Annotated in this window: 14 protein-coding genes; 10 read left to right on the forward strand and 4 right to left on the reverse strand. The window is 63.1% G+C overall.

The features are described 5' to 3' along the window. The 6 genes from ACEWQZ_RS02365 to ACEWQZ_RS02390 all read left to right on the forward strand — a co-directional run. Positions 1–202, forward strand: a 202-nt coding sequence (locus ACEWQZ_RS02365; protein ID WP_476481469.1) for a YbhB/YbcL family Raf kinase inhibitor-like protein, incomplete at its 5' end; no start/stop codon positions are given. A 61-nt stretch (positions 203–263) separates the two neighbouring features. Next, the gene (locus ACEWQZ_RS02370) at positions 264–641 is read left to right on the forward strand and encodes a thiol-disulfide oxidoreductase DCC family protein (protein WP_476481470.1); all 378 of its coding nucleotides are present in this window, start codon (positions 264–266) and stop codon (positions 639–641) included. A gap of 229 nt (positions 642–870) precedes the next feature. Then, positions 871–2,331, forward strand: a complete 1,461-nt coding sequence (locus tag ACEWQZ_RS02375) for a leucine-rich repeat domain-containing protein (RefSeq protein WP_476481471.1) — start codon at positions 871–873, stop codon at positions 2,329–2,331. Positions 2,332–2,485: 154 nt separating this feature from the next. After that, complete coding sequence (locus ACEWQZ_RS02380; protein ID WP_476481472.1) at positions 2,486–3,736, forward strand: MFS transporter; 1,251 nt, start codon at positions 2,486–2,488, stop codon at positions 3,734–3,736. 265 nt (positions 3,737–4,001) lie between these two features. Continuing rightward, positions 4,002–5,237 carry a cobalamin-independent methionine synthase II family protein gene (locus tag ACEWQZ_RS02385; RefSeq protein ID WP_476481473.1) on the forward strand — a complete coding sequence of 412 codons (1,236 nt, stop codon included), beginning with the start codon at positions 4,002–4,004 and terminating at the stop codon, positions 5,235–5,237. A 531-nt stretch (positions 5,238–5,768) separates the two neighbouring features. Further along, on the forward strand, positions 5,769–6,674 hold the full coding sequence (locus ACEWQZ_RS02390; RefSeq protein WP_476481474.1) for an aspartyl protease family protein: 906 nt from the start codon (positions 5,769–5,771) through the stop codon (positions 6,672–6,674). Positions 6,675–6,701: 27 nt separating this feature from the next. Here ACEWQZ_RS02390 and ACEWQZ_RS02395 read toward each other — a convergent pair whose 3' ends face one another. Beyond that, positions 6,702–8,774 carry a prolyl oligopeptidase family serine peptidase gene (locus ACEWQZ_RS02395; RefSeq protein ID WP_476481475.1) on the reverse strand — a complete coding sequence of 691 codons (2,073 nt, stop codon included), beginning with the start codon at positions 8,772–8,774 and terminating at the stop codon, positions 6,702–6,704. Positions 8,775–8,889: 115 nt separating this feature from the next. Here ACEWQZ_RS02395 and ACEWQZ_RS02400 point away from each other — a divergent pair, with 115 nt between their 5' ends. The 3 genes from ACEWQZ_RS02400 (at position 8,890) to ACEWQZ_RS02410 (ending at position 11,791) form a co-directional block, all read left to right on the forward strand. Then, entirely contained in the window at positions 8,890–9,930 is a 1,041-nt protein-coding gene (locus ACEWQZ_RS02400; RefSeq protein WP_476481476.1) for a prenyltransferase, read from the forward strand. Between the two features lie 60 nt (positions 9,931–9,990). Continuing rightward, entirely contained in the window at positions 9,991–11,094 is a 1,104-nt protein-coding gene (locus ACEWQZ_RS02405; protein WP_476481477.1) for a mechanosensitive ion channel family protein, read from the forward strand. A gap of 73 nt (positions 11,095–11,167) precedes the next feature. Continuing rightward, complete coding sequence (locus ACEWQZ_RS02410; protein ID WP_476481478.1) at positions 11,168–11,791, forward strand: trimeric intracellular cation channel family protein; 624 nt, start codon at positions 11,168–11,170, stop codon at positions 11,789–11,791. A gap of 30 nt (positions 11,792–11,821) precedes the next feature. Here ACEWQZ_RS02410 and ACEWQZ_RS02415 read toward each other — a convergent pair whose 3' ends face one another. Then, the gene (locus tag ACEWQZ_RS02415) at positions 11,822–13,030 is read right to left on the reverse strand and encodes a divalent metal cation transporter (protein ID WP_476481479.1); all 1,209 of its coding nucleotides are present in this window, start codon (positions 13,028–13,030) and stop codon (positions 11,822–11,824) included. A gap of 107 nt (positions 13,031–13,137) precedes the next feature. After that, positions 13,138–15,441: a mechanosensitive ion channel family protein gene (locus tag ACEWQZ_RS02420; RefSeq protein WP_476481480.1), complete on the reverse strand. Its 2,304-nt coding sequence runs from the start codon at positions 15,439–15,441 to the stop codon at positions 13,138–13,140. 157 nt (positions 15,442–15,598) lie between these two features. On the opposite strand from ACEWQZ_RS02420, the gene ACEWQZ_RS02425 reads away from it, so the two are divergent. After that, positions 15,599–17,959, forward strand: coding sequence for a zinc-dependent metalloprotease (locus ACEWQZ_RS02425; protein ID WP_476481481.1), 2,361 nt, complete (start codon positions 15,599–15,601; stop codon positions 17,957–17,959). Here ACEWQZ_RS02425 and ACEWQZ_RS02430 read toward each other — a convergent pair. Next, a complete protein-coding gene (locus ACEWQZ_RS02430; RefSeq protein WP_476481482.1) occupies positions 17,948–19,216 on the reverse strand; it encodes a GGDEF domain-containing protein in 1,269 nt (422 codons plus the stop codon). The genes ACEWQZ_RS02425 and ACEWQZ_RS02430 overlap by 12 nt on opposite strands. Between the last annotated feature and the right edge of the window lie 107 nt (positions 19,217–19,323).

Here is a 19,323-nt window from a genome sequence, read left to right on the forward strand (position 1 = left end):
GGTCAACGATCTGGAAAAGTCGGGCTACGGTGGCCCGATGCCGCCGGAAGGTCACGGTGTGCACCGCTATTATTTCTGGGTGCTGGCGCTGGACAAGGCCACCGATCTGCCTGCCGGGCTCTCGATGGCCGAGCTGCTCGAGCACGTCGAGCCGCATCTGCTCGGCATGAGCCGTCTGGTGGGAACCTACCGGCGCGGTTGATATCGGGCCTGCTTCATTCCGGGATGCAGTCACCACGGCGTGACTGCCATGGCCCGCGCCCATGACTCGGCCCGCAAAGCTCACGGTCTATTATGACGAGCGCTGTCCGGTCTGCCGCCGCGACCGCGCGCGCTACGAGCGCTGGGCGGGCAAGGCCGGCGAGGCGGTGAGCTGGCTTGATGCGACGCGCTACGCCGATACCCTGCGCGAGAAGGGAATCGATCCGGCGGCGGCACTGCTGTCGCTGCACGTCGAAGAGGCCGAGACAGGGCGTATCGTCGACGGCATCGAGGCCTATGTGCTGCTGATGCGCCGCGTGCCACGGCTGCGGCCGCTGGCCTGGCTGATCAATCTGCCGGGTCTGAAAGGCGTGCTGCGCCGGCTCTACGATCGCTGGGTGCGGCGCCGGCTGGCGCGTGACGGGCGGCTGCCCCAGTAAGCCTGCCCTGGGCCCATCCGGGCCGCAGGGGGCGGCAGTGCACATGCTCTGACTTCAATCTCGTTTCGTGGCGTAGCGCCGCGCTCATTTGCGTTAGTGTGGCCATCATCCTGTAGCAGAGGCTACGTTCGTTTCCCTGTAGCAGAGGCTACGTTCGTTTCCCTGTAGCAGAGGCTACGTTCATTTCCCTGTAGCAGAAGCTACGTTCATTTCAAGGAGTCGATCATCCATGAGACCTGATACCACGCTTCGCCTGCTGGCGCAGTTCTTGCCCGCCGCTGCATTGACACTGCTGCTCGGTGCCGCCTCGCACGCCGTCGCGCAGAAAAACACGCCGTTGCAATTCGACGACCCGGCGCTGGAGCGCGCGGTGCGTGGTCAGGTGGTCGACAAGGACGAAAACGAGCCGCTGTATGCCGCGGACGTGGCCGCGATCGAGCGGCTGACCGCCGAGTGGCCCGAGGAAGAAGACCGCATCACATCACTTGGCGGTATCGAGGCGCTGAAGAATCTCACCTATCTGAACCTGCGCGATCACGACGTGGAGAATCTGGAGCCGCTGGCAGGTCTTGCCAATCTGGAGATGCTCTTGCTTCGCCGAAACCGTATAACCAGCGTTGCGCCACTGTCGGAGCTGAAGCGGCTGGAGCGCCTGGATGTGGCCAAGAACCAGGTTGCCAACGCCGCAGGCCTGGCCGATCTGGGCGCACTGCGATTCGTGAATCTGAGCGAAAACCGGCTGCAGGATGTCTCCGGCCTGGCGGGTGCAGATCAGATCGAGATGCTTCAGCTGCACGAGAACGCCCTTGCTGACTTGCGCCCGCTGGCTGAGCTGCCGAGCCTGGCGCGCTTGTCCGTGTACGGCAATCCGGCACTGGACACCTGTGCAGGTGCATCTGCCCGGCAGGTGATCGATGGACTCAAGGCTGAGGGAGTGAATGTGGCCTACGAAGAGCGCGGCGAGGGCGGTGCCGCCTGCGCCGAATACGCTTCAGCCGAGCCGGTGAGAATTACCATGGCCACGGCCGATGAGGAAGAGACGATGGTGGTCGACGATGGCCGCCTGGCGCGCCTGAACCCGGACGGTACGCGGGTGGTGGTCTCATGCGTTGGCAGCGCGAAGCCGGTGCATCTCATCAATGCCGAGCGCGGCGTCTACTGGTACGGGCCGATGCGGGAGTTTGCGCGGCAGCTGTCCAACTTCATCGCCGTTCAACTTCTGCCGGATGACCCCCAGGTGCGTTACGCCGTCGACGTGCGGGTTGACGAGGCAGGCGAGGAAGAGATGGCCGGGTACACCGCGCGGCATTACCGAGTCCAGTGGCGGCCGCACGAGAAAGAGGGCGGCGCCGACGCGGAGTGGGCCCTGATGCAGGAGCTGTGGGTCGCGCCCGAGCTGGGCGCGGAGCTGAAGGATACCGGTTGCTTCGAAGCGGCAACGTTTCTCCAGACACAGCAGCTGATGCAGGGCAGCTTCTCGTCGCAGCGCTTTTACGGCCTGTCGAGCAATCGCGACTACAGCAGCGCGGCGACCGGCGGATTTCCGGTGCGCGCCCTCATGCACGCGCCGGCCTCCGACGAAGTGATCACCACGCGGGTCACCGCCGTGGAAGATCAGGCTCCGGCCGCCGAGCTGTTCGCGCTGCCCGAAGGGCTCGAGCGCGCCAACGGCATCAGCGAGGTGTTCTGAAGCGCCGTCCGGGCGGGCGGCGCGGCATCGATCCGGGGCCAGCCACATCGGTTGGCGCCGGCTTCGGCACCGACAACGTGCCCGTCCGGGCGGGTTAAAGTAACCGACCGTGAGTTCACTTTCCCCAGCAACATCTGTCTGGCGGGCCGCCGGAATGCCCGCACTGCTCATAGTAACCGCGGCCGGGTTCACCGGCTTCTCCGCGCTGCTGCCGATTGCGCCGCTGTGGGCGGTCAGCGGCGGTGCTGACGAAGCCGGTTCGGGTCTGGTCAACGGCATCCTGATGCTGACGACGATCCTGACGCAGCCGTTCGTGCCCGCTTTGCTGCGCCGCTTCGGCACGGGCCGGGTGCTTGCCGTCGGGCTGCTCTTTCTCAACGGCCCGGCATTGCTGCATCTGGTATCCGATGCGCTGCCGTGGATTCTGGTGCTTTCAGCGCTGCGCGGAATCGGCTTCGGCATTATCACCGTTACCGGTTCGGCGGCGGTCGCCCGGCTGGTGCCGCCTGAACGGCACGGGGCGGCGATCGGTGCCTATGGCGCTGCCGTCGCCGGGCCCCAGCTGCTGCTGTTGCCGGCCGGGCCGTGGCTTGCTGAAAACGTCGGTTTCTGGCTGGTGTTCGCCGTCGGTACCGTGCCGGTGCTGGCCGTCGGAGCAGCGGCCCGGCTGGGGCAGGTGCTGCGGGAGCAGGAACAAGGTCAGGAACAAGAAGAAGAGCAAAAACAAGAGCAAGAACAGGAACAGCGGCAGGTCGCCAGCACCGGGACTGTCCTGTCCGACACCGTGGATCCGCTCCGGAAGGCCAGCACGCTCCGCGCAGGGCGGTTGCAATACCTCGTCCGTGCACTGGTACCACCGATGGTCATTCTCATCGGGGTGACGCTGGCGGGCGGTGCCTTGATCACCTTTGCTCCGCAGATGAGCTCGGTTCCGGCCGCAACCACGGCCGGGCTGGCGCTGTTGACCGCAGCCGCAGCGCTGAGCCGCTGGCGCCTGGGGGCGCTCGCTGACCGCTACGGCGCGCGAGTGTTCGTGTGGCCGCTGGTCCTGTTGAGCGGTCTGGGGCTGGTGCTCGCGTCGGTGGCAGTCAGCGACCCGGCTGCTACCCGTGTGGTGCTGCTCCTGATCGCCATGACCCTCGTCGGGATAGCCTACGGCGGGCTGCAGAATCTGACGCTGCTGCTGTCGCTTTCGGCCGTGCGTCCCCGGGAATACAGCACTGCAAGCGCGGTCTGGAACATCGGTTTCGACTCCGGCACCGGAATCGGCTCCGTTCTCGTGGGAACGCTCGCCGCCGGGCTGTCTTTCTCTACCGCCTTGCTGGTGGCGTCCGGGGCATCGCTGCTGACGCTCCCGGTGGCGCTGCTGCAGCGGCGAGCTGCGGTCTCTGCGCGCGCTTGCTGACGACAGCGCAGCAACAGCCTGTTTTTCTACCGCTCTTCCCCCCCGGTGATACCTGGCGCTGCAGTTGTTGGCGAGGCCAGGGCAGACCATGATCCGCAACTTCTCTCGGGGTTGGGCCAGCCGTCGCCCGATTTGACAAACACCAAGGCACCCTGCCACAGTAGAGTGCCCTGCTGAGAGGCTGGAAACCTTTTCAAAAACAAGGGGTTTCAAGCGGTTTCGGCGGAGGTCGCCCCCAGAGAGCTGCAGGCTCCGAAGCAGATGAGTGACTGGCTCCTGGCCGGCATCATTGCGCCGTCCGTCGACGAACTGCGGGCGGGGATCCCCTGTCTCCAATGATCTGGCAATTGCTACCGGTCGACACATTGACCTGCAAGCCAGAGCCGCTCAGCAGCGCCCGCGCCAAGAAACTTCAGACTTCACAAGGAGAGTTTTTTTGTCAATTCCTACGGAACCGATCGGCAGCGTGCCGAGAATGGACAAGCTCAGCCAGGGCATCAAGGATCACGAAACCGGCAAGATCTCGGCAGAAGAGCTGGATGCGCTCTACGATGAGGCAACTCGCGAGACCATCCTGCGCTTCGAAGAAACGGGATCTCCGGTGATAGCAGACGGTGAACAGAAAAAGCCCAGCTTTCTCACCTATCCCGCTCATGGGCTCCCCAACTTTGCAGCAGACGGCATGAAGGTCCCGTTTGCCGATGGGCATGAACGGCAGTGGCCACGATTGACCGAAGGCCCGTTCCGCTACGCAATAACGGCCGACCAGTACCTGGAAGCCGCGCAGAAATATGCCTCCCGTCCTCTCAAGCAGGCTGTTATTTCGGCATCGGCCCTGAGTCTTTTCTATCCGGAAAAGGAGATTCCGGGATACTCCCGCGATGAATATATCGAGGACATGCTGCAGGGCCATGAGGCGGAAATTCGTCGCTGCCTGGAGCTGGGTGCCCACAACGTCCAGATCGATTTTACCGAGGGCAGGCTGACGATGAAGCTCGACCCCTCAGGGCAGCTGCTTGACGATCTTGTCGAGGTGAATAACCGCGGGCTCGAACGCTTTGCTGCCGAGGAGCGCCAGCGCATCGGGATTCATACCTGCCCGGGGAGTGATCTGGACTCTACCCACAGCGCGGATGTCGATTACGCTGAAGTGCTGCCCAAGCTGTTCCAGATAAAGACTGGAAGGTTCTATATCCAGCTGGCGAGCGAGCCTGATCGGCCGCGCGTTCTGCAGATCATCAAGGAGCATTCGCATCCTGAACAGATGATTTTTGTCGGCGTCATCGACCCGATCGACCCACGCGTGGAAACAGCGGAGGAAGTGAGGGATCGAGTCCTGGAGGCTGCGAAATACATTCCGCTGGAACGCCTGGGTACTACCGACGACTGCGGGTTTTCACCATTCGGCGACGATATGGGAACCGCCCGGCAGTTGGCCTTTGACAAGATCCGCGCCCGTCTGGAAGGGACCAGGCTGGCCGCGCAAGCCCTCGGGGTTTGATCGAAGCCGGATTGTTCCTCGAGTGAGCGTGAGCGTGTGGCGCGCGGGCTGATAGCGCCGGCCCACACCTCATGAACATCAGCGCCCCGGCCCAGCCGCGGGCGCCGATGTTCTGCAGGTCTCGGCAGCGCCGACACCCGGTTGAGCCGCGGCAACGCCTGCGGGCAGACCCAGCGACAGATCGTGAGCCGGGGCCATACCGATCACCGTCAGCTCGCTACCATGGCTGATTCCACGGATGCCACGGATGATAGCTTCCGCGCTATCAGCACGACGGTGACCGGCGCGTGGTGCTCCAGCGTCAACCTGAACTTTCCCTGATGACGGTTGCTCCCGCGTCTGGCTTTCAGAACGTCCATGACTCCGCTGGTTGGCGGGTCTTCTTCACGGGTCGGCAGTGCGCAGATGGCTTTGGGGATCTTGCCGACTCTGGATTTCGGGGGAGAGGATGTCTATTCTGTTTGTGCTGCGTTTCAGGTGCTTGAAGGTGGACAAACAGCGGGAGGTATTCTTGTGCGATACGCAATTCGATTGATCGAACTGTCTTTGTTGGCAGCGTTTCTGGTCGTTGCCGGTCTGTCATCGTCGCAAGCAGCGGATGATGAAAACGGCCAGGGCTGGATGCCCTTCAAGGAGTCGAACGGGCATATAGCCTTCGATGTCAGGGTCAACGGCCAGGCGGCCAGCGCGATTTTCGACACGGGTGCGGATGCTTCGGTGATTTCAGAGGGGCTGGCCCGGCGCGCCGAAATCAACCTCAATCGGGGTGACTCCATCCGCTTGGTTGGCATTCACGGTCAGGGGACCATCCCCACCTCGCGGCGATTCACGCTCGAGATGGCGGGGCAGGAGGTCGAGCTCGATCGCGTGCCGGTGGCGCCGGCGCCGGGCTTTGACGTCGTCTTCGGTCGCCCGATGGCCGAATCATCCGTGGTCCAGATCGACTATCCAAATCAGAGAATCCGTTTCATCAGACGCGATGCTGTTGAATTCGAGGGCAATGTTGAGCTGAGAAACACGCGCCGGGGAGCGCCGATGGTCCGCGCGCGCATTCTCGATGCCGATCTGTGGATGCTGCTCGATACCGGCAATGCCGGCCCCACCGTTCTCAAACGCAAGGTGGTCCGCCATCGCGACCTCGAGCAGTTCGAAGTTCAGGGCGTGACCGGCAACGCCACCGGCGCATTCACCACCGCGGAACTCCATCTGCTCCAGATTCCCGGCTTCAAGCTGGGGCCTTATGAGTTCGATTCACTGCTGGCAAGCTACAACGCCGAGTCGAACGATGGTTTTGACGGTCAGGAAAGCCGCACCGGCAGCCGGCTCAACTCCGACCGCTCGCCCTACGATGGCATCCTCGGCTACGAAGTGCTGCGCAATTTCATGGTCACGATGGACCTGAAAGACAAGCAGGTCCAGATCCGGGTGGCCGATTAGCCGGGTCAAACCTGCTGCGGATCCTGGTCACTTCGTGCCATCAGCCTCCGTCCAGCGCTTGAGCCAGTCGTTGACCGTGTTGTGCCACTGCACGCTGTTGTGTGGTTTGGCGACCCAGTGGTTTTCGTCGGGAAAGCGCAGAAACTGACTGGGAATGCCCTGGCGCTGCAGCGCGGTAAAGGTGGCCAGGCCCTCTGACAGCGGAATGCGATAGTCGTGGTCCGAGTGGATGACCAGCATCGGCACCTTCCAGTCTTCGACGTGGTTGATGGGGTTGAATCTCTCGTAGGCGGCGGGCCTTTCGTATTGCGGGCCGCCGTGTTCGTGCTCCATGAACCACAGCTCTTCGGTGGCGTAGTACATGTTGCGCGTGTCGAAGATGCCGTTGTGGTTGATCAAACAGCGCCACGGCTCGTTCCACTGGCTGGCGATCCAGTTGACCATGTAGCCGCCGTAGCTGGCGCCCAGGGCGCAGGCTCGGTCTGCATCCAGAAACGCATACTTCTCCAGCGCTGCGTTCCAGCCCTTCTGCAGGTCTTCCAGCGGACGGTCGCCCCAGTGCCGGCTGATGGAGTTGGTGAACGCCTGGCCATAGCCGGTCGAACCGTGGAAGTTGATGCCCACCACGGCGAATCCCTGGCCGGCGTAGGTCTGCGGGTTCCAGCGGTAGTGGAAGTCGTTGGTCAGGGCCCCCTGTGGCCCGCCGTGGATTATGAAAGCCACCGGGTATTGCTTGCCTTCCTGATAGCCAACCGGCTTGACCACGAAGCCCTGCACCGGCTCGTCGTTCCAGCCCTCGAACCAGAACCAGTCGGCGTTGCCGAACTCGATATCCGCCAGAGCTTCCCGGTTGAAATGGGTCAGCTGCTCGGGCTCGTTCTCACCCAGCAGGTACAGGTCGGTGGGATGCTGCAGATCCTGGTGGCCGGCGACGATCTGTCCGCCGGCGGCGTCAAAGCCCGCCACCTTGCCGTCGCCAAGCAGCATCTCGACCTCGCCGCTGGCGGTATCGATGGCAAACAGGGGGTGGTTGCCCTCGTCGTTGGCGCTGGTGTAGAGCGTCTGGCCGTTCGCGGAGATGCGCATCGGCCCGGCCGAGCGGTCCCAGTCGGGGGCGACTTCGCGGGTCTTGCCGCTGTCGAGGTCCAGCGCCATGATGGCAAATCGGTCGGCTTCGAAGCCGGGCACCGACATGGCCAGGTAATACAGGGTTTCGCCGTCGGGCGAGGGCAGGGGAAAGCCGTCCCAGGCGTCGTTGTCGCCGGTCAGGTTATGGGCATCGGAAGCACCGTCCAGTGCCAGGCGGTAGATGTCGAAGTCGGTCGACCACGGCTCTTCGGGGCCGGCCAGCCTGACGTTGAAATAGATGCTGTCGCCGTCGGGCGCAAAGGCAAACTCCGCGCGGCTGCCGAACGGCTTCGACGGTATGTCGCCGTCCAGCTCGGGGGTGAGCCAGCGCGGCTGTCCGAGCGTGCCGTCGTCGTTGAAGTCGGCGATGAACAGCTGCGCCCGCCGTCCGTCGCTCCACTGGCTCCAGTGGCGCACGAACATCTTCTCGTAGAGCATGCCGGTGGCCGGGTCGTCCGCGCGCTGCTTGAGTCGATCGCGAGTGCAGGCCAGGGCGTTGTCGCGCTCGCAGTCCATGAACACGTCGATTGACAGCAGCGCCCGCTCGCCGTCCGGCGACAGCCTGAAGCTGTTGATATCGAGCGGCAGGCCGCTGACCGCGCTGGCGTTATTGCCATCGGATGGTATATGCCAGAGCTGATTGACGCCGTCATCGCCAGCGAGAGAATAGATCCCGGAGCCGTCCGGGCTCCACTGCGGATCGGCCGCGCCGATGTCTTCGCCGACGCGCTTCGAAGGCGACCCTGCCGTCAGCGAAGTCGTCCACAGCGAGGTTTCTGCCTTGTTGGCTTCGTAATCGGTCGAGCGGACGGTAAAGGCGGCCCGTTCGCCGTCTGGTGAAAGCGCCGGGGCGCCGACCCGATCCAGATTCACCAGGTCGTTGGCGTCAAACGGTTGCGGTGCCGCCCAGAGAGCCCCGCTGAGGGCTGCGGCGGCAAACATACCGGCAAAGGGGCCTGCAATTCTCATCATTCATTCTCGCTTCGTGACACAATTACGCATGATGCACAGTGCCTGCGCCAAGGGCAAGCAGCCACCGCCTTTCTGAAGTGAGCACCAGGTGATGCCGTTGAAGGAAACCTTCGCAATGTGGAAGCAGGCGCTGTCTGCGCTGATCATGATCGACAGCCAGGCGGACTGGGACCGCCTGGACTGGTTGTCTCGCTGGCTGATCGCAACCCGCTCGGCGGTCACCATGATCACGTTCTATTCCTGCGCCGTCGGCGGGCTGTTGGCCTGGCGCTATCTGCATGAAAGCGCCGGCACGGCCGGGGTGTTCATGAGTTTGCTGACGTGGGTGATCGTCACGGTCGGTCTTTTCATTGCCCATGGTGCCAACAACCTGCTCAACGACTACACCGACTACACGCGCGGCATCGACGAAGGCAACTATTTTCGCACCCAGTATGCTAGCCACCCGCTGGCCCAGGGCTTCTGGAGCCGGCGCACGCAGCTGGTCTGGTTCTGGCTGACCGGGCTGGTGGCCGCACTGGCCGGCGTTTACGCGCTCTTCTACACCGATTTTTCCGCGCCGGTGTGGTGGCTGTTCGGCTTCGGCGCGCTGGTGCTCCTGTTTTATACCTACCCGCTGAAGAACCTGGCGCTGGGCGAGTTTTCCATATTCCTCATCTGGGGGCCGCTGATGATCGGCGGCGTGTACTACGTTCTGACCGCGCACTGGAGCTGGCTGGTGATTCTGGCCAGTTTGCCCATTGGTCTGGTGGTGGCCGCGGTCAACGTCGGCAAGCACACCGACAAGCGCAGCGACGACGTTGAAAGAGGCATGCGCACCCTGCCGGTCGTCATCGGCGAGAGGGCCTCGCGTCATCTCACCATGGCCATGATCGTGCTGGCCTACGCCATTGTCGTTTTCATGATTTTCGGCCTGCCGTTCTTCACGCCGGTCATGCTGCTGGTGCTTGTGGCCATCCGGCCGGCCGTCCCCGCACTGCGGCGGCTGTCGCGGCCGCGGCCGGCCGAAAAACCGGCAGACTATCCGGCCGCCGTGTGGCCGCGCTGGTACTCTACCGTCTGTTTCGTGCACGACAAGGCGTTCAGCAACTGGTTCGTCATCGGGCTGCTGGCCGATACGCTGATCCGCGTTTTCGTTCCCGGCTTCTGGCGCTGATGGTGATCCGCGTTCGTGTCGGATCAACAGATTCCGGATCTTGAATGAAGGAGCTTTTGTATGGATTTACTGGAGTCGATAACGAAATTCGTAGCCAGCGACTCCTGGTGGTTCTTTCCGCTTGCCCTGGTAGTGGCCGTGCTCGTGGTCAGCCAGGTAGTGCGCTGGGTGCTGATGTTTCTGTGGAAGAGGGACAGGCCGGAAAAGAAAGTCTGGCGCAGCGCCATATTCCGCGCCTCCGAGATGCCCTTGCGCGCGGCGGTGTGGCTGTTCGGGATCATCATTGCCCTGCGGCACTATTTTCCGCCAGACAGTGGTTATCCGGTCATGGATCAGGTGGCCCCGCCGGCGCAAAGCGTGTTGTTCATCCTCCTGGTCGGCTGGTTTCTGTTCCGCCTGATCGATCGGGTCGAGGACAACTATTTCAAGCGCGCCAGTGTTCAGGGTACGCACGTCGATCGTACCGCTGCTACAGCGGTCAAGAAGCTGTCCACTATCGTCGTGTTTCTGATGGTTGCCCTGGCCATCGTGCAGGCGCTGGGCATGTCCATTGCCGGGCTGCTTGCGTTTGGCGGCGCGGCCGGTATTGCCGTCGGGTTTGCGGCGCAGAACCTGGTGTCCAACCTGTTTGGTGGCCTGACCGTGTTTGCCAGCCGAATTTTCAAGCTCGATGAAGACATCATCCTCAAGGATGCCGGTCTGGCGGGCACGGTGGTCCACATTGGCTGGCGCTCGACCACTATCGAGGAGTGGGACGGCAAGCGTATTTACGTACCCAATGCCATCTTCAACACCCATAGCCTGGTCAATCACTCCCGTCTCACTCACCGTACGCTCTCGCAGGATATCCTGTTGAGTTACAGCGACTACGACAAGATCAGCGAAGTCGTGGAAGAAGGCAACAAACTGCTGGCCTCGCGTGATGATCTCGAGTATTTCGTTTTCCGTTTCAGCGGGTTTGGAGACCATGCCCTCAAGCTCAACATCTATGCCTGGGTACGTTCCGTTCCGGGCGGCGGCTTCGTACCCTACGCGGCCTTCGCCGAAGCCCAGGAAGAAATTCTGATGGGCATTGCCGACATTGCCTATAAAAAGGGCTGTGACGTGCTTCCGCTCAACCACGTATGGATCAAGGAGGCTCCGAAGCTGGCGGCTGAGGGCTGACCTGCCTTGTTTCCGGGGCCGGTCCGTGGCTGGCCCCGGCAGGTAACCACCGGCCGCCCCGGCGCTTTTGTCCATGCCTGATCAATTCCTGTTTCATCTGATCGATCTGGCCGGCACCTTCGCGTTTGCCATCAGCGGGGCACTGGCCGCGCAGCGCAAGAATCTCGATCTGTTCGGCATTCTGGCCGTTGCCTATGTCACCGCCTGCGGCGGCGGCATCATTCGCGACGTGCTCATCGGCGCTGTGCCGCCGGCCGGTCTGATGGAGTGGCGCTATCTGGCCACTGCCATGATCGCCGCGGTGATCACTATCGTTGCCTACCGGCGGGTGGAAAAACTGACTAATCCGGTGCGTCTGTTTGACGCCATGGGTCTGGCGCTGTTTGCGGTCTATGGCGCGCACAAGGCGCTGCTGCTCGGGCACAACGCCGAGGTGGCGATCATTGTCGGCATGGTGACCGCCATCGGTGGCGGCATGCTGCGCGACGTGCTGCTCAACCGGGTGTCGCTGGTGCTGCAGCAGGAGGAGCTGTATGCCACGGTGGCCTTCCTTACCGCCAGCCTGGCCGTATATGGCCATTACCTGGGCTGGTCCACCTTCTGGAGTGCCTGGCTGCCGATTGTCGCCGGCTTTGTCTTTCGCTGGGTTTCACTGCGGCGCAAATGGGTGCTGCCGACCTTCAATCGGAAAGATTAGCCGGGGATTGACGAGGGGGAACGCATCGATTCAGGGCCTCAGGCGCGATCGCAGATACTTGCCGGCCAGCGCAAGGGTTGCCAAGCCGAGGACGGTGCCGAAAACGAGCACCAGCGCTGTCAGCAGGTTGATGTCGCCGATCGCCTTGCTGCGCAGAAAATTGAAGGCCAGCGTTGCGGAAAGGGCAAACAGCGCGATCCCGCCCAGGCTTGCGAGAATCGGGTTGCCTTGCGGCACAGCGCGCGAGTTCAACAGATACAGGACCACTGCAATGGCGAAGGGTGTGCCCACGGTGCCCAGCGCGAGCACGAGCACGAGCTGGCCCAGAACCTCGCCGCCGATGAATGCACCCAGAGAAGAGAGCAGCGCAAAGCCCGCCAGCAGTCCGCGGTAGCGGTCATCGGTCACGGACGTGCCCCAGCCGAGCTTGTCGGCAATGAGCAGGGGCGGGACGAGGGTGTTCCCGCCCAGCGTCGAGAGTGCGGCACCGCCGAGCCCCAGAAGAAACAGCCACTGAGCGCCGGGTCCGAGGAGCGGGCCGAGGGCTTTGGCTGCACTCAAGGCCGTGAGCTGCGGGTCCGTGAGGACGCTGGCCGCGACGAGAAAGATCGCAACGCTGTAGATGCCGAAAGCAACGAGCATGGAGGCTCCGATGTCGAAGCTTGCCAGCCTGTAGTCGCGCCGGGTCCAGCCGCGGGCACGCATGGTGTAGGAGTGCATCGTGATCAGCGTGATATGGACGGCGCCGCCAAGGATTCCGGCGGCGACAACCGCGCTGCCGGCCGGGAGTGATGGAATGAGTCCGGCTGCGGCACGGCTGATATCGATGGGCGCAACGAACAACGAGGCGACGAAGGCGGTGACGACTCCGATCACGAGGATCTTGGCAACCAGCTCGATGAAGCCATAGCCGCGACCGGCAAGGCCGAAGGCCAGAACCAGCGCCCAGCCAATGCCCCAGACGCGGGCATCGATGCCGGTTATCGTCGCCGACACGGCGGCAACGGTTTTCATGATGACGAGCTGGGCCGTACCGGCGGCGATGACGACGTCAGCCACCAGCAGCCAAGCCCACCACTTGCCGAGCACGCTTTCTACGACGCTGACGATCCCGCGCTCGGTGAGAAGACCCAGACGCATCGCCAGGTACTGCGCCAGTGCTCCGGCGAATGCTGAAAGGACGACTACCCACAGCAGCGAATAGCCGTAGCCCGCGCCGCCGGTTATCAGGCTCGCCATCGACGCCGGGCCGGCAGCGATCGCCCCGGCAACCCACGATGGCCCCATCCGTTTGATGTGCCTGCCGATCGGGAATCGGCGTGCGGTTACAGTTCGTGTTGAACCGGTCACTGGCTGCTTGGTGAGCGATCATCCGGTGCGATTTCATCGCCGGCAGAATCGGCGGGGTCGCCCTTGTCAACCTGATTGTTGCTGGTTTCTTCAGCTGCTTCGGTATCTCCGCTACGCTGGAATTGCATACCGCCCTCGCCGGTCATGCTGATGCTCAGACGGGGTGTGCCCAGCTCCATGGATTGCGCCTCCATGCGGCGTTTTAGCAGTAGGTTGAAAGCCCGCGATACGTTCCACTGATACTCGGGCGCGGTATACAGACGCATGCGCAGTATCGGGCAACCATCCTCGAAGCTGTGAATGTCCTGAATCTCCAGCGGTGATCGAATCAGGTGGCCGACTCTCGCGTCACGTCGCAGGTCTTCGGCCGTGTCCTGCATCAGTTTGATGGCGTCATCGATGAGCATGTCGTGTGGAATACGAATCTTCATCAGCGCAACGCCAAATTGCCGCGACATGTTGTGTATCGAGTCGATCCGGCTGAACGTGATGATGTGCACGATGGCGTCGAGATCCCTGAGCTTCACGGTACGCAGATTGATGCCTTCGACCGTTCCCATATGGCCGTTGATTTCGACGAAATCGCCCACTGCCAGAGAGTCCTCGATCAGAATGAAGATGCCCGTGATGAGATCCTGCACCAGCGTTTGCGCCCCAAACCCGACCGCCAGCCCGATGACGCCCGCCCCGGCGAGCAGCGGCGTGACGTTGACGCCCAGGTTGGCCAGGCCAACGATACCGGCAATCACCAGGATGGTGAAAAACACCACGTTCCTGAGCATGGGCGTGATCGTCTGGACCCGCACGGTGTTCATGCGTCGTCCCCGCGGCCCAGCGCCGCCGCGCAGCGCGCGCTCTATGGCGGCGTCGGCAAAGATCCAGGCGAGCCAGGCGAGCAGAACCGTCAGGCCCAGGCCCAGCAGTGCCTGGCCGATGCGCGTGCTGATCTCACCCTGGTCGCCGATCCCCAGCAGGGAGAGCTCCCAGGTTCGCAGCGACAGTTCGATGAACACCGCCCAGGCCACGAATTGCGCCACCGCATAGCCCAGGCGCTCCAGTCGCTTGAGATACGTCGCGCGCAGCGGACGGGCGGCTGCGCGTTCGCTCTGGCGGCTCAGCGCTGCAGACACAAACAGAGTGACGATCAGTAAAACGGCGCAGATGACGGCGCGCGCCAGGGTCGCGTTTGCTTCGCCGCCGGTCAGCACCGTGGCCGTGATCGAGGCGCCGATCAGCAGCAGGGTGGGGATATGCCAGACCCGTGCGAACAGGCCAACCAGGTCGCGCAGTGTGCCGCCGTGCCGGCGCTTGCTGTAGCGGCGATTGCGGATCAGATGCATCACCGGCCGCCGGACCCGCAGCACCAGAAAGCCGCAAAGCAGCCCGGCCAGCACGCTTGCCAGAACCGCCAGCCAGTCCGCCAGCGCAGAACCCAGTAGCGCGGTCAGCCGATCACCGTTGACCGCGTCGCCGAACGCCACCAGGGCGCCGATGACAAACAGCCACTTGAACGCAATGCGGTGCAGCACGGCGATGGCTATGCGCCGATGCCCGCGCGTGAACGGGGCGACCATGATGTCAAAGACCGTGGCCAGAAGGTAGCCGCACATGCCGGTATAGGCCACCACAAGCGCAGTGACGCGGACCGCCGTGTGCCCCTCGACGCCTCGCAGCGTAAAGAGCAGGGCGGCGAAGGCAAGCACCCACGGCAACACCCTGCGTAGAAAATGGGCTGCCAGCATCCAGATGCGGGGTTTCGGCGACGGCTGCAGCGCCCAGCCCAGCCTCCTGAACAGCGCCCGCCCGCTCCATGCGAGCAGGCTCAGCAAGGCCAGCCACGCGGCTACAAGCCCGGCTGCCTCGGCAGCGTTGCGGGACAGGTCGACGCGGCTTTCCGAGTTCAACAGCCGCGCGGCGTCGGCAGCGGCCTCCCGCGTTCGCCGGGCCCAGACATCAAGCACCGAATCGCCGGCTTTCGCCCGTGCGCCGAGATCTTCGAAGGAGTCGGCGAGTGCGCCCAGCAAGCCCTCGCGCTGTTCCGCCGCGCTCGCCGGAACCTCTTCGCCGGCCTCGACCGCAGCACGAAGCGACTTCAGCTGCTCGAGCAGTTGCGCGCGGCGGGCGTCGTTTTCGAGCGTGCCGATGACCTCATCCAGCGATTGCTGCAGTTCCTGTGGGTCTGCCTCGTCTTCGGTCGCTGGCTGTGCTTCGCCGGCACCGGCCAGCGGGAGCCCCTGCGCGGGGCCTGCAACCGGAAACAGCACGGCCAGGCCGAGCAGCAGCAGGCAGTACTTTTTCAACGGCACTTCAACAAACATCTTGATCCAGCATGAATGGATAGCCACAGCATGCCAGTCTGAGGTCTCGAGGTGGCAAAGCCAACTGGCTTTGATGCCGGGTCAATAGTGGTAGGCTGATGGCCCGTTTGCAGTTCATCCATGACAGGTGAGACCCGCCATGCGCGCAGTTGTTCTGATCTTCACGGTATTGCTGTTCTCTCCGCTCTGGGCGGCCGGAGTCAAGGAGTTCACCCAGGGCATGCAGCACCATCAGGGATATTTCGATTTCTACTACCACGGCGAGGAAGACAAGGTCTACCTGCTGGTCGACAAGCTCGACAAGCCTTTCATTTTTCAGAGCAGCCTGCCAAGAGGTATCGGCTCCAACGACATCGGGCTGGATCGGGGCCAGCAGGGCGCGACCCGGCTGGTGCAGTTCGAAAAGTTTGGCAACAAGGTCCTGCTCAACCAGCTCAACACCTACTATCGCGCCGATTCCGACAACCGTGCCGAGCAGCAAAGCGTGGACGAAGCGTTTGCCCAGTCTGTGCTCGCCGGCCTGCCGGTGGTTGCCAGCAGCGACGATGCGGTACTGGTTGATTACACCGAGTTTCTGTTGTCCGACATCCACAGGGTTGCCCAGCGCCTTGATGAGGCCGGGCAGGGCAGTTTTTCACTCGATGCCAGCCGCAGCGGCGTGTTCTTGCAGCGCAGCAAGGCTTTCCCCCGCAACACCGAGCTGGAGGCGCTGGTGACCTTTGCCGGCAGTGATGTCGGAGGTTTTGTCAAACAGGTCACGCCCGAGCCGACGGCGGTCTCCGTGCACCTGCATCATTCTCTTGTCGCCCTGCCGGCGCAAGGCTACGAACCAAGGCCATTTCACCCTTATTCGGGCTATTGGAAAGTCGAGTACATGGATTATGCGGCCGCGATTGACGAGCCCATGGTCAAGCGCCTGCTGCCGCGCCATCGATTGGTCAAGAAGAACCCCGATGCCAGGGTCAGTGAAGCGGTCGAGCCGATCGTGTTCTACCTAGATCCGGGCGCGCCCGAGCCCGTGCGCACTGCCCTGCATGACGGCGCCATGTGGTGGAACAAGGCCTTCGAGGAGATCGGGTACAAGAATGCCTTTCAGGTCAAGCCGTTACCGGACGATGCCGACCCCATGGATGTTCGTTACAACGTCATCCAGTGGGTGCACCGCGCCACTCGTGGGTGGTCTTATGGCACCTCGATTACCGACCCGCGCACCGGCGAAATCATCAAGGGTCACGTCACCCTGGGCTCCCTGCGGGTGCGTCAGGATTTCCTGATCGCCAATGGCCTGACCGGGCCGTTTGATGGCACCGCGGACACCGACAGGCAGCAGGACATGGCGCTGGCAAGAATACGCCAGCTTTCCGCTCACGAGGTCGGGCACACGCTGGGGCTGATACACAACTTTGCGGCCAGCGCCAACGGGCGCGCCTCGGTGATGGATTATCCTCATCCCCTGGTCGAGATCGAAGACGGCCGGATTGTCTTGAGCAATGCCTATCGTGAAGGCCTTGGCGAATGGGATCGTTATGCCATTGCCATGGGCTATGCTGATGTTGCCGAGCCAGAAAAGGCAATGGCGGAGCGTGTGGCCAACGCCAAATCCCGGGGTCTGGAGTACATGGCCGACCGCGACGCGCGGCCGGCCGGTGGCGCCAGCGCGATTGGCCACCTCTGGGACAATGGAGAAGATCCTGTGGCCGAGCTTGAGCGCTTGTCTGAAGTGCGCGAGCTGGCGCTGCAGAACTTCGGGCTCGATCACATCGCCGACAATCAGCCCCTGTCTTCCCTGCACGAAGCGCTGGTGCCAATCTACCTGCTGCATCGTTATCAAGTGGAAGCAGTCGCCAAGCAGATTGGCGGGGTGCATTACGAATATGAGCTCAAGGGTGACCACGACCGCCCCAGGGGAGTCCGGCCGGTATCAGCCGACCGGCAGCGAGCCGCGATGGATGCCCTGCTGCAGACCATCCGGCCGGAATATCTGACCCTCCCAGAAACCGTACTGCACCTGATTACGCCCAAGGCCTATGGCGACAGTGAAGGGCGCGAAAGTTTCAAGTCGCGTACCGGTTTGACCTTCGATCCGGTGTCGGCAGCCGAGGCCGCCGCCAACAACACCCTGAAGCTGCTGCTGCATCCGCAGCGGCTCAATCGCCTTGCGCGCATGTCAGCCACCGGCGGTACCCGTGAGGTGTATGAAAAGCTGATGGCGAGCACCTTCAAGCTCGAGCCGCAGCAGCACGCCCAGCGGCAGATACATCACCGGATTCTGCACGTGGTGGTCTACCGCTGGATCGATGCAATGAACAACCCGGGGCTGGCGCCGGAAGTACGCGCACAGATGGCGGCCGACCTGTCGGATCTGGAAGCCTGGCTGGATGCGCATGACGACAGTGCGCAGCATCGCTACCTGCAGCAGCAGATAGCGCGCTATCGTGACGACGGCGAGTGGGCGCCGGCATTCGAGCCGGTGCCGCTGCCGCCGGGTTCACCGATCTGAGCGCGCAGCCGGCCGTCCGGGCGGACAATCGTGTTCCGGGGTCGTGCGCTGGTGATCAGGTGTCGGTTTGTTGATGGGCACGATGGCTGCGCTGGCGCACTGCACATCCGCCTCGGTGAGCGGCTGCGGGTCGTGGCAGACCTGGTTGCGCCCCTTTCCCTTGGCCGCATACAGCAGCTGATCCACGCGCTGGTGAGCTGACTTGAGGGGCACGCTGGAGTCGAACTCCGCAACGCCGAAACTGGCGGTGCAGCGGAGGTCGGGCGCAATGTCCTGCATCGCTGCTGCCGCCACGCTCTGGCGCAGTCTTTCGGCAATCTTGTGCGCCTTGTCGATGCCGGTGTCGGGCAAAAAAACGAGAAACTCCTCGCCGCCGTAGCGGGCGGCCTCGTCGGCTTCGCGGGTGCTGCCCGAAATCAGCGCCGCGACGCGCTCCAGCACCCGATCGCCGACGAGGTGGCCCCAGCGGTCGTTGATGCTCTTGAAGCGGTCGATGTCGATCGAGATCAGGGAGTAGCAAGCGCAGCGGCCACGTGCGAACTCCGCCTTGGCGTTGAAGCTGGCGCGGTTGTCAAGCCGGGTCAGCGGGTCGATCGAGGCCCTGTGCTCGGCCATCTGCAGGCGTCGGGAGGCGTGCACGAGCAGCAGTGCCAGCGCAAAGACGACGATGAACACATTCCAGGCGATTTGGGTCGACACCCAGAACGGCGTCCTGTCAAAACCGTAGCGTGATGCATCGGTGCCGACCGTCAGAAAGGTTCGGGGCAGCAGGCTCAGGGCAAAAATGGATACGCACAGAAACAGAAAGCGTTCGGGGCCGCTGCCGCGAGTCAACAGCGCCCGGGCGTGCCAGCATGCCAGCAGGAAGATGACGGTAAGGTAAGTCTGGATGCCGTAGATCCGGCCAATGCTGTTGAAGCTCTGTGCCGTATGAAAATACCTCAGGGCCAGAAAAGCCAGCGTCAGTCCGATTGCGACCGACCATGAAGGCGTGCCTGCGCCCACGCGGACCAGCGCTTGGTAAAAGCCCAGAGCAGCAATGGCATAGGCCACGCCGGTCAGCATGGCGTTGGTTTCCGCGTTGCCGGGAAGGAGCAGTATCTGCAGGAAGATTCCGACCGCAAAAGCAATATAGGCCGCGGCGGCGGGCAAGAAGTAGTTGGCCTTTCTGGTCGCCGCGGCGATCAGAAAGAACAGGCCGATGACCAGGGCGATGATGGGGTGGGCCAGGGCCGCAAGATGTTCGGAAGCGAGCATGCTTGTATCATAACCTGTCGGGTATCAGGCACTGCCTGCATGACCCCGGCCGCCGGTTCGGCAGCAGGCGCGACAGCCTGCCTTGCCGGCCCGGCTCAAGCTTTCAC

The sequence above is a fragment of the Wenzhouxiangella sp. YN1 genome (assembly GCF_056324145.1).

Excerpts from the sequence above, each read along its gene's own strand:
- ACEWQZ_RS02370 (WP_476481470.1), top strand. The coding sequence starts at position 264 with ATGACTCGGCCCGCAAAGCTCACGGTCTATTATGACGAGCGCTGTCCG.
- ACEWQZ_RS02375 (WP_476481471.1), top strand. The coding sequence starts at position 871 with ATGAGACCTGATACCACGCTTCGCCTGCTGGCGCAGTTCTTGCCCGCC.
- ACEWQZ_RS02380 (WP_476481472.1), top strand. The coding sequence starts at position 2,486 with ATGCCCGCACTGCTCATAGTAACCGCGGCCGGGTTCACCGGCTTCTCC.
- ACEWQZ_RS02395 (WP_476481475.1), bottom strand. The coding sequence starts at position 8,774 with ATGATGAGAATTGCAGGCCCCTTTGCCGGTATGTTTGCCGCCGCAGCC.
- ACEWQZ_RS02400 (WP_476481476.1), top strand. The coding sequence starts at position 8,890 with ATGTGGAAGCAGGCGCTGTCTGCGCTGATCATGATCGACAGCCAGGCG.
- ACEWQZ_RS02405 (WP_476481477.1), top strand. The coding sequence starts at position 9,991 with ATGGATTTACTGGAGTCGATAACGAAATTCGTAGCCAGCGACTCCTGG.
- ACEWQZ_RS02410 (WP_476481478.1), top strand. The coding sequence starts at position 11,168 with ATGCCTGATCAATTCCTGTTTCATCTGATCGATCTGGCCGGCACCTTC.
- ACEWQZ_RS02415 (WP_476481479.1), bottom strand. The coding sequence starts at position 13,030 with ATGGCGAGCCTGATAACCGGCGGCGCGGGCTACGGCTATTCGCTGCTG.
- ACEWQZ_RS02425 (WP_476481481.1), top strand. The coding sequence starts at position 15,599 with ATGCGCGCAGTTGTTCTGATCTTCACGGTATTGCTGTTCTCTCCGCTC.
- ACEWQZ_RS02430 (WP_476481482.1), bottom strand. The coding sequence starts at position 19,216 with ATGCTCGCTTCCGAACATCTTGCGGCCCTGGCCCACCCCATCATCGCC.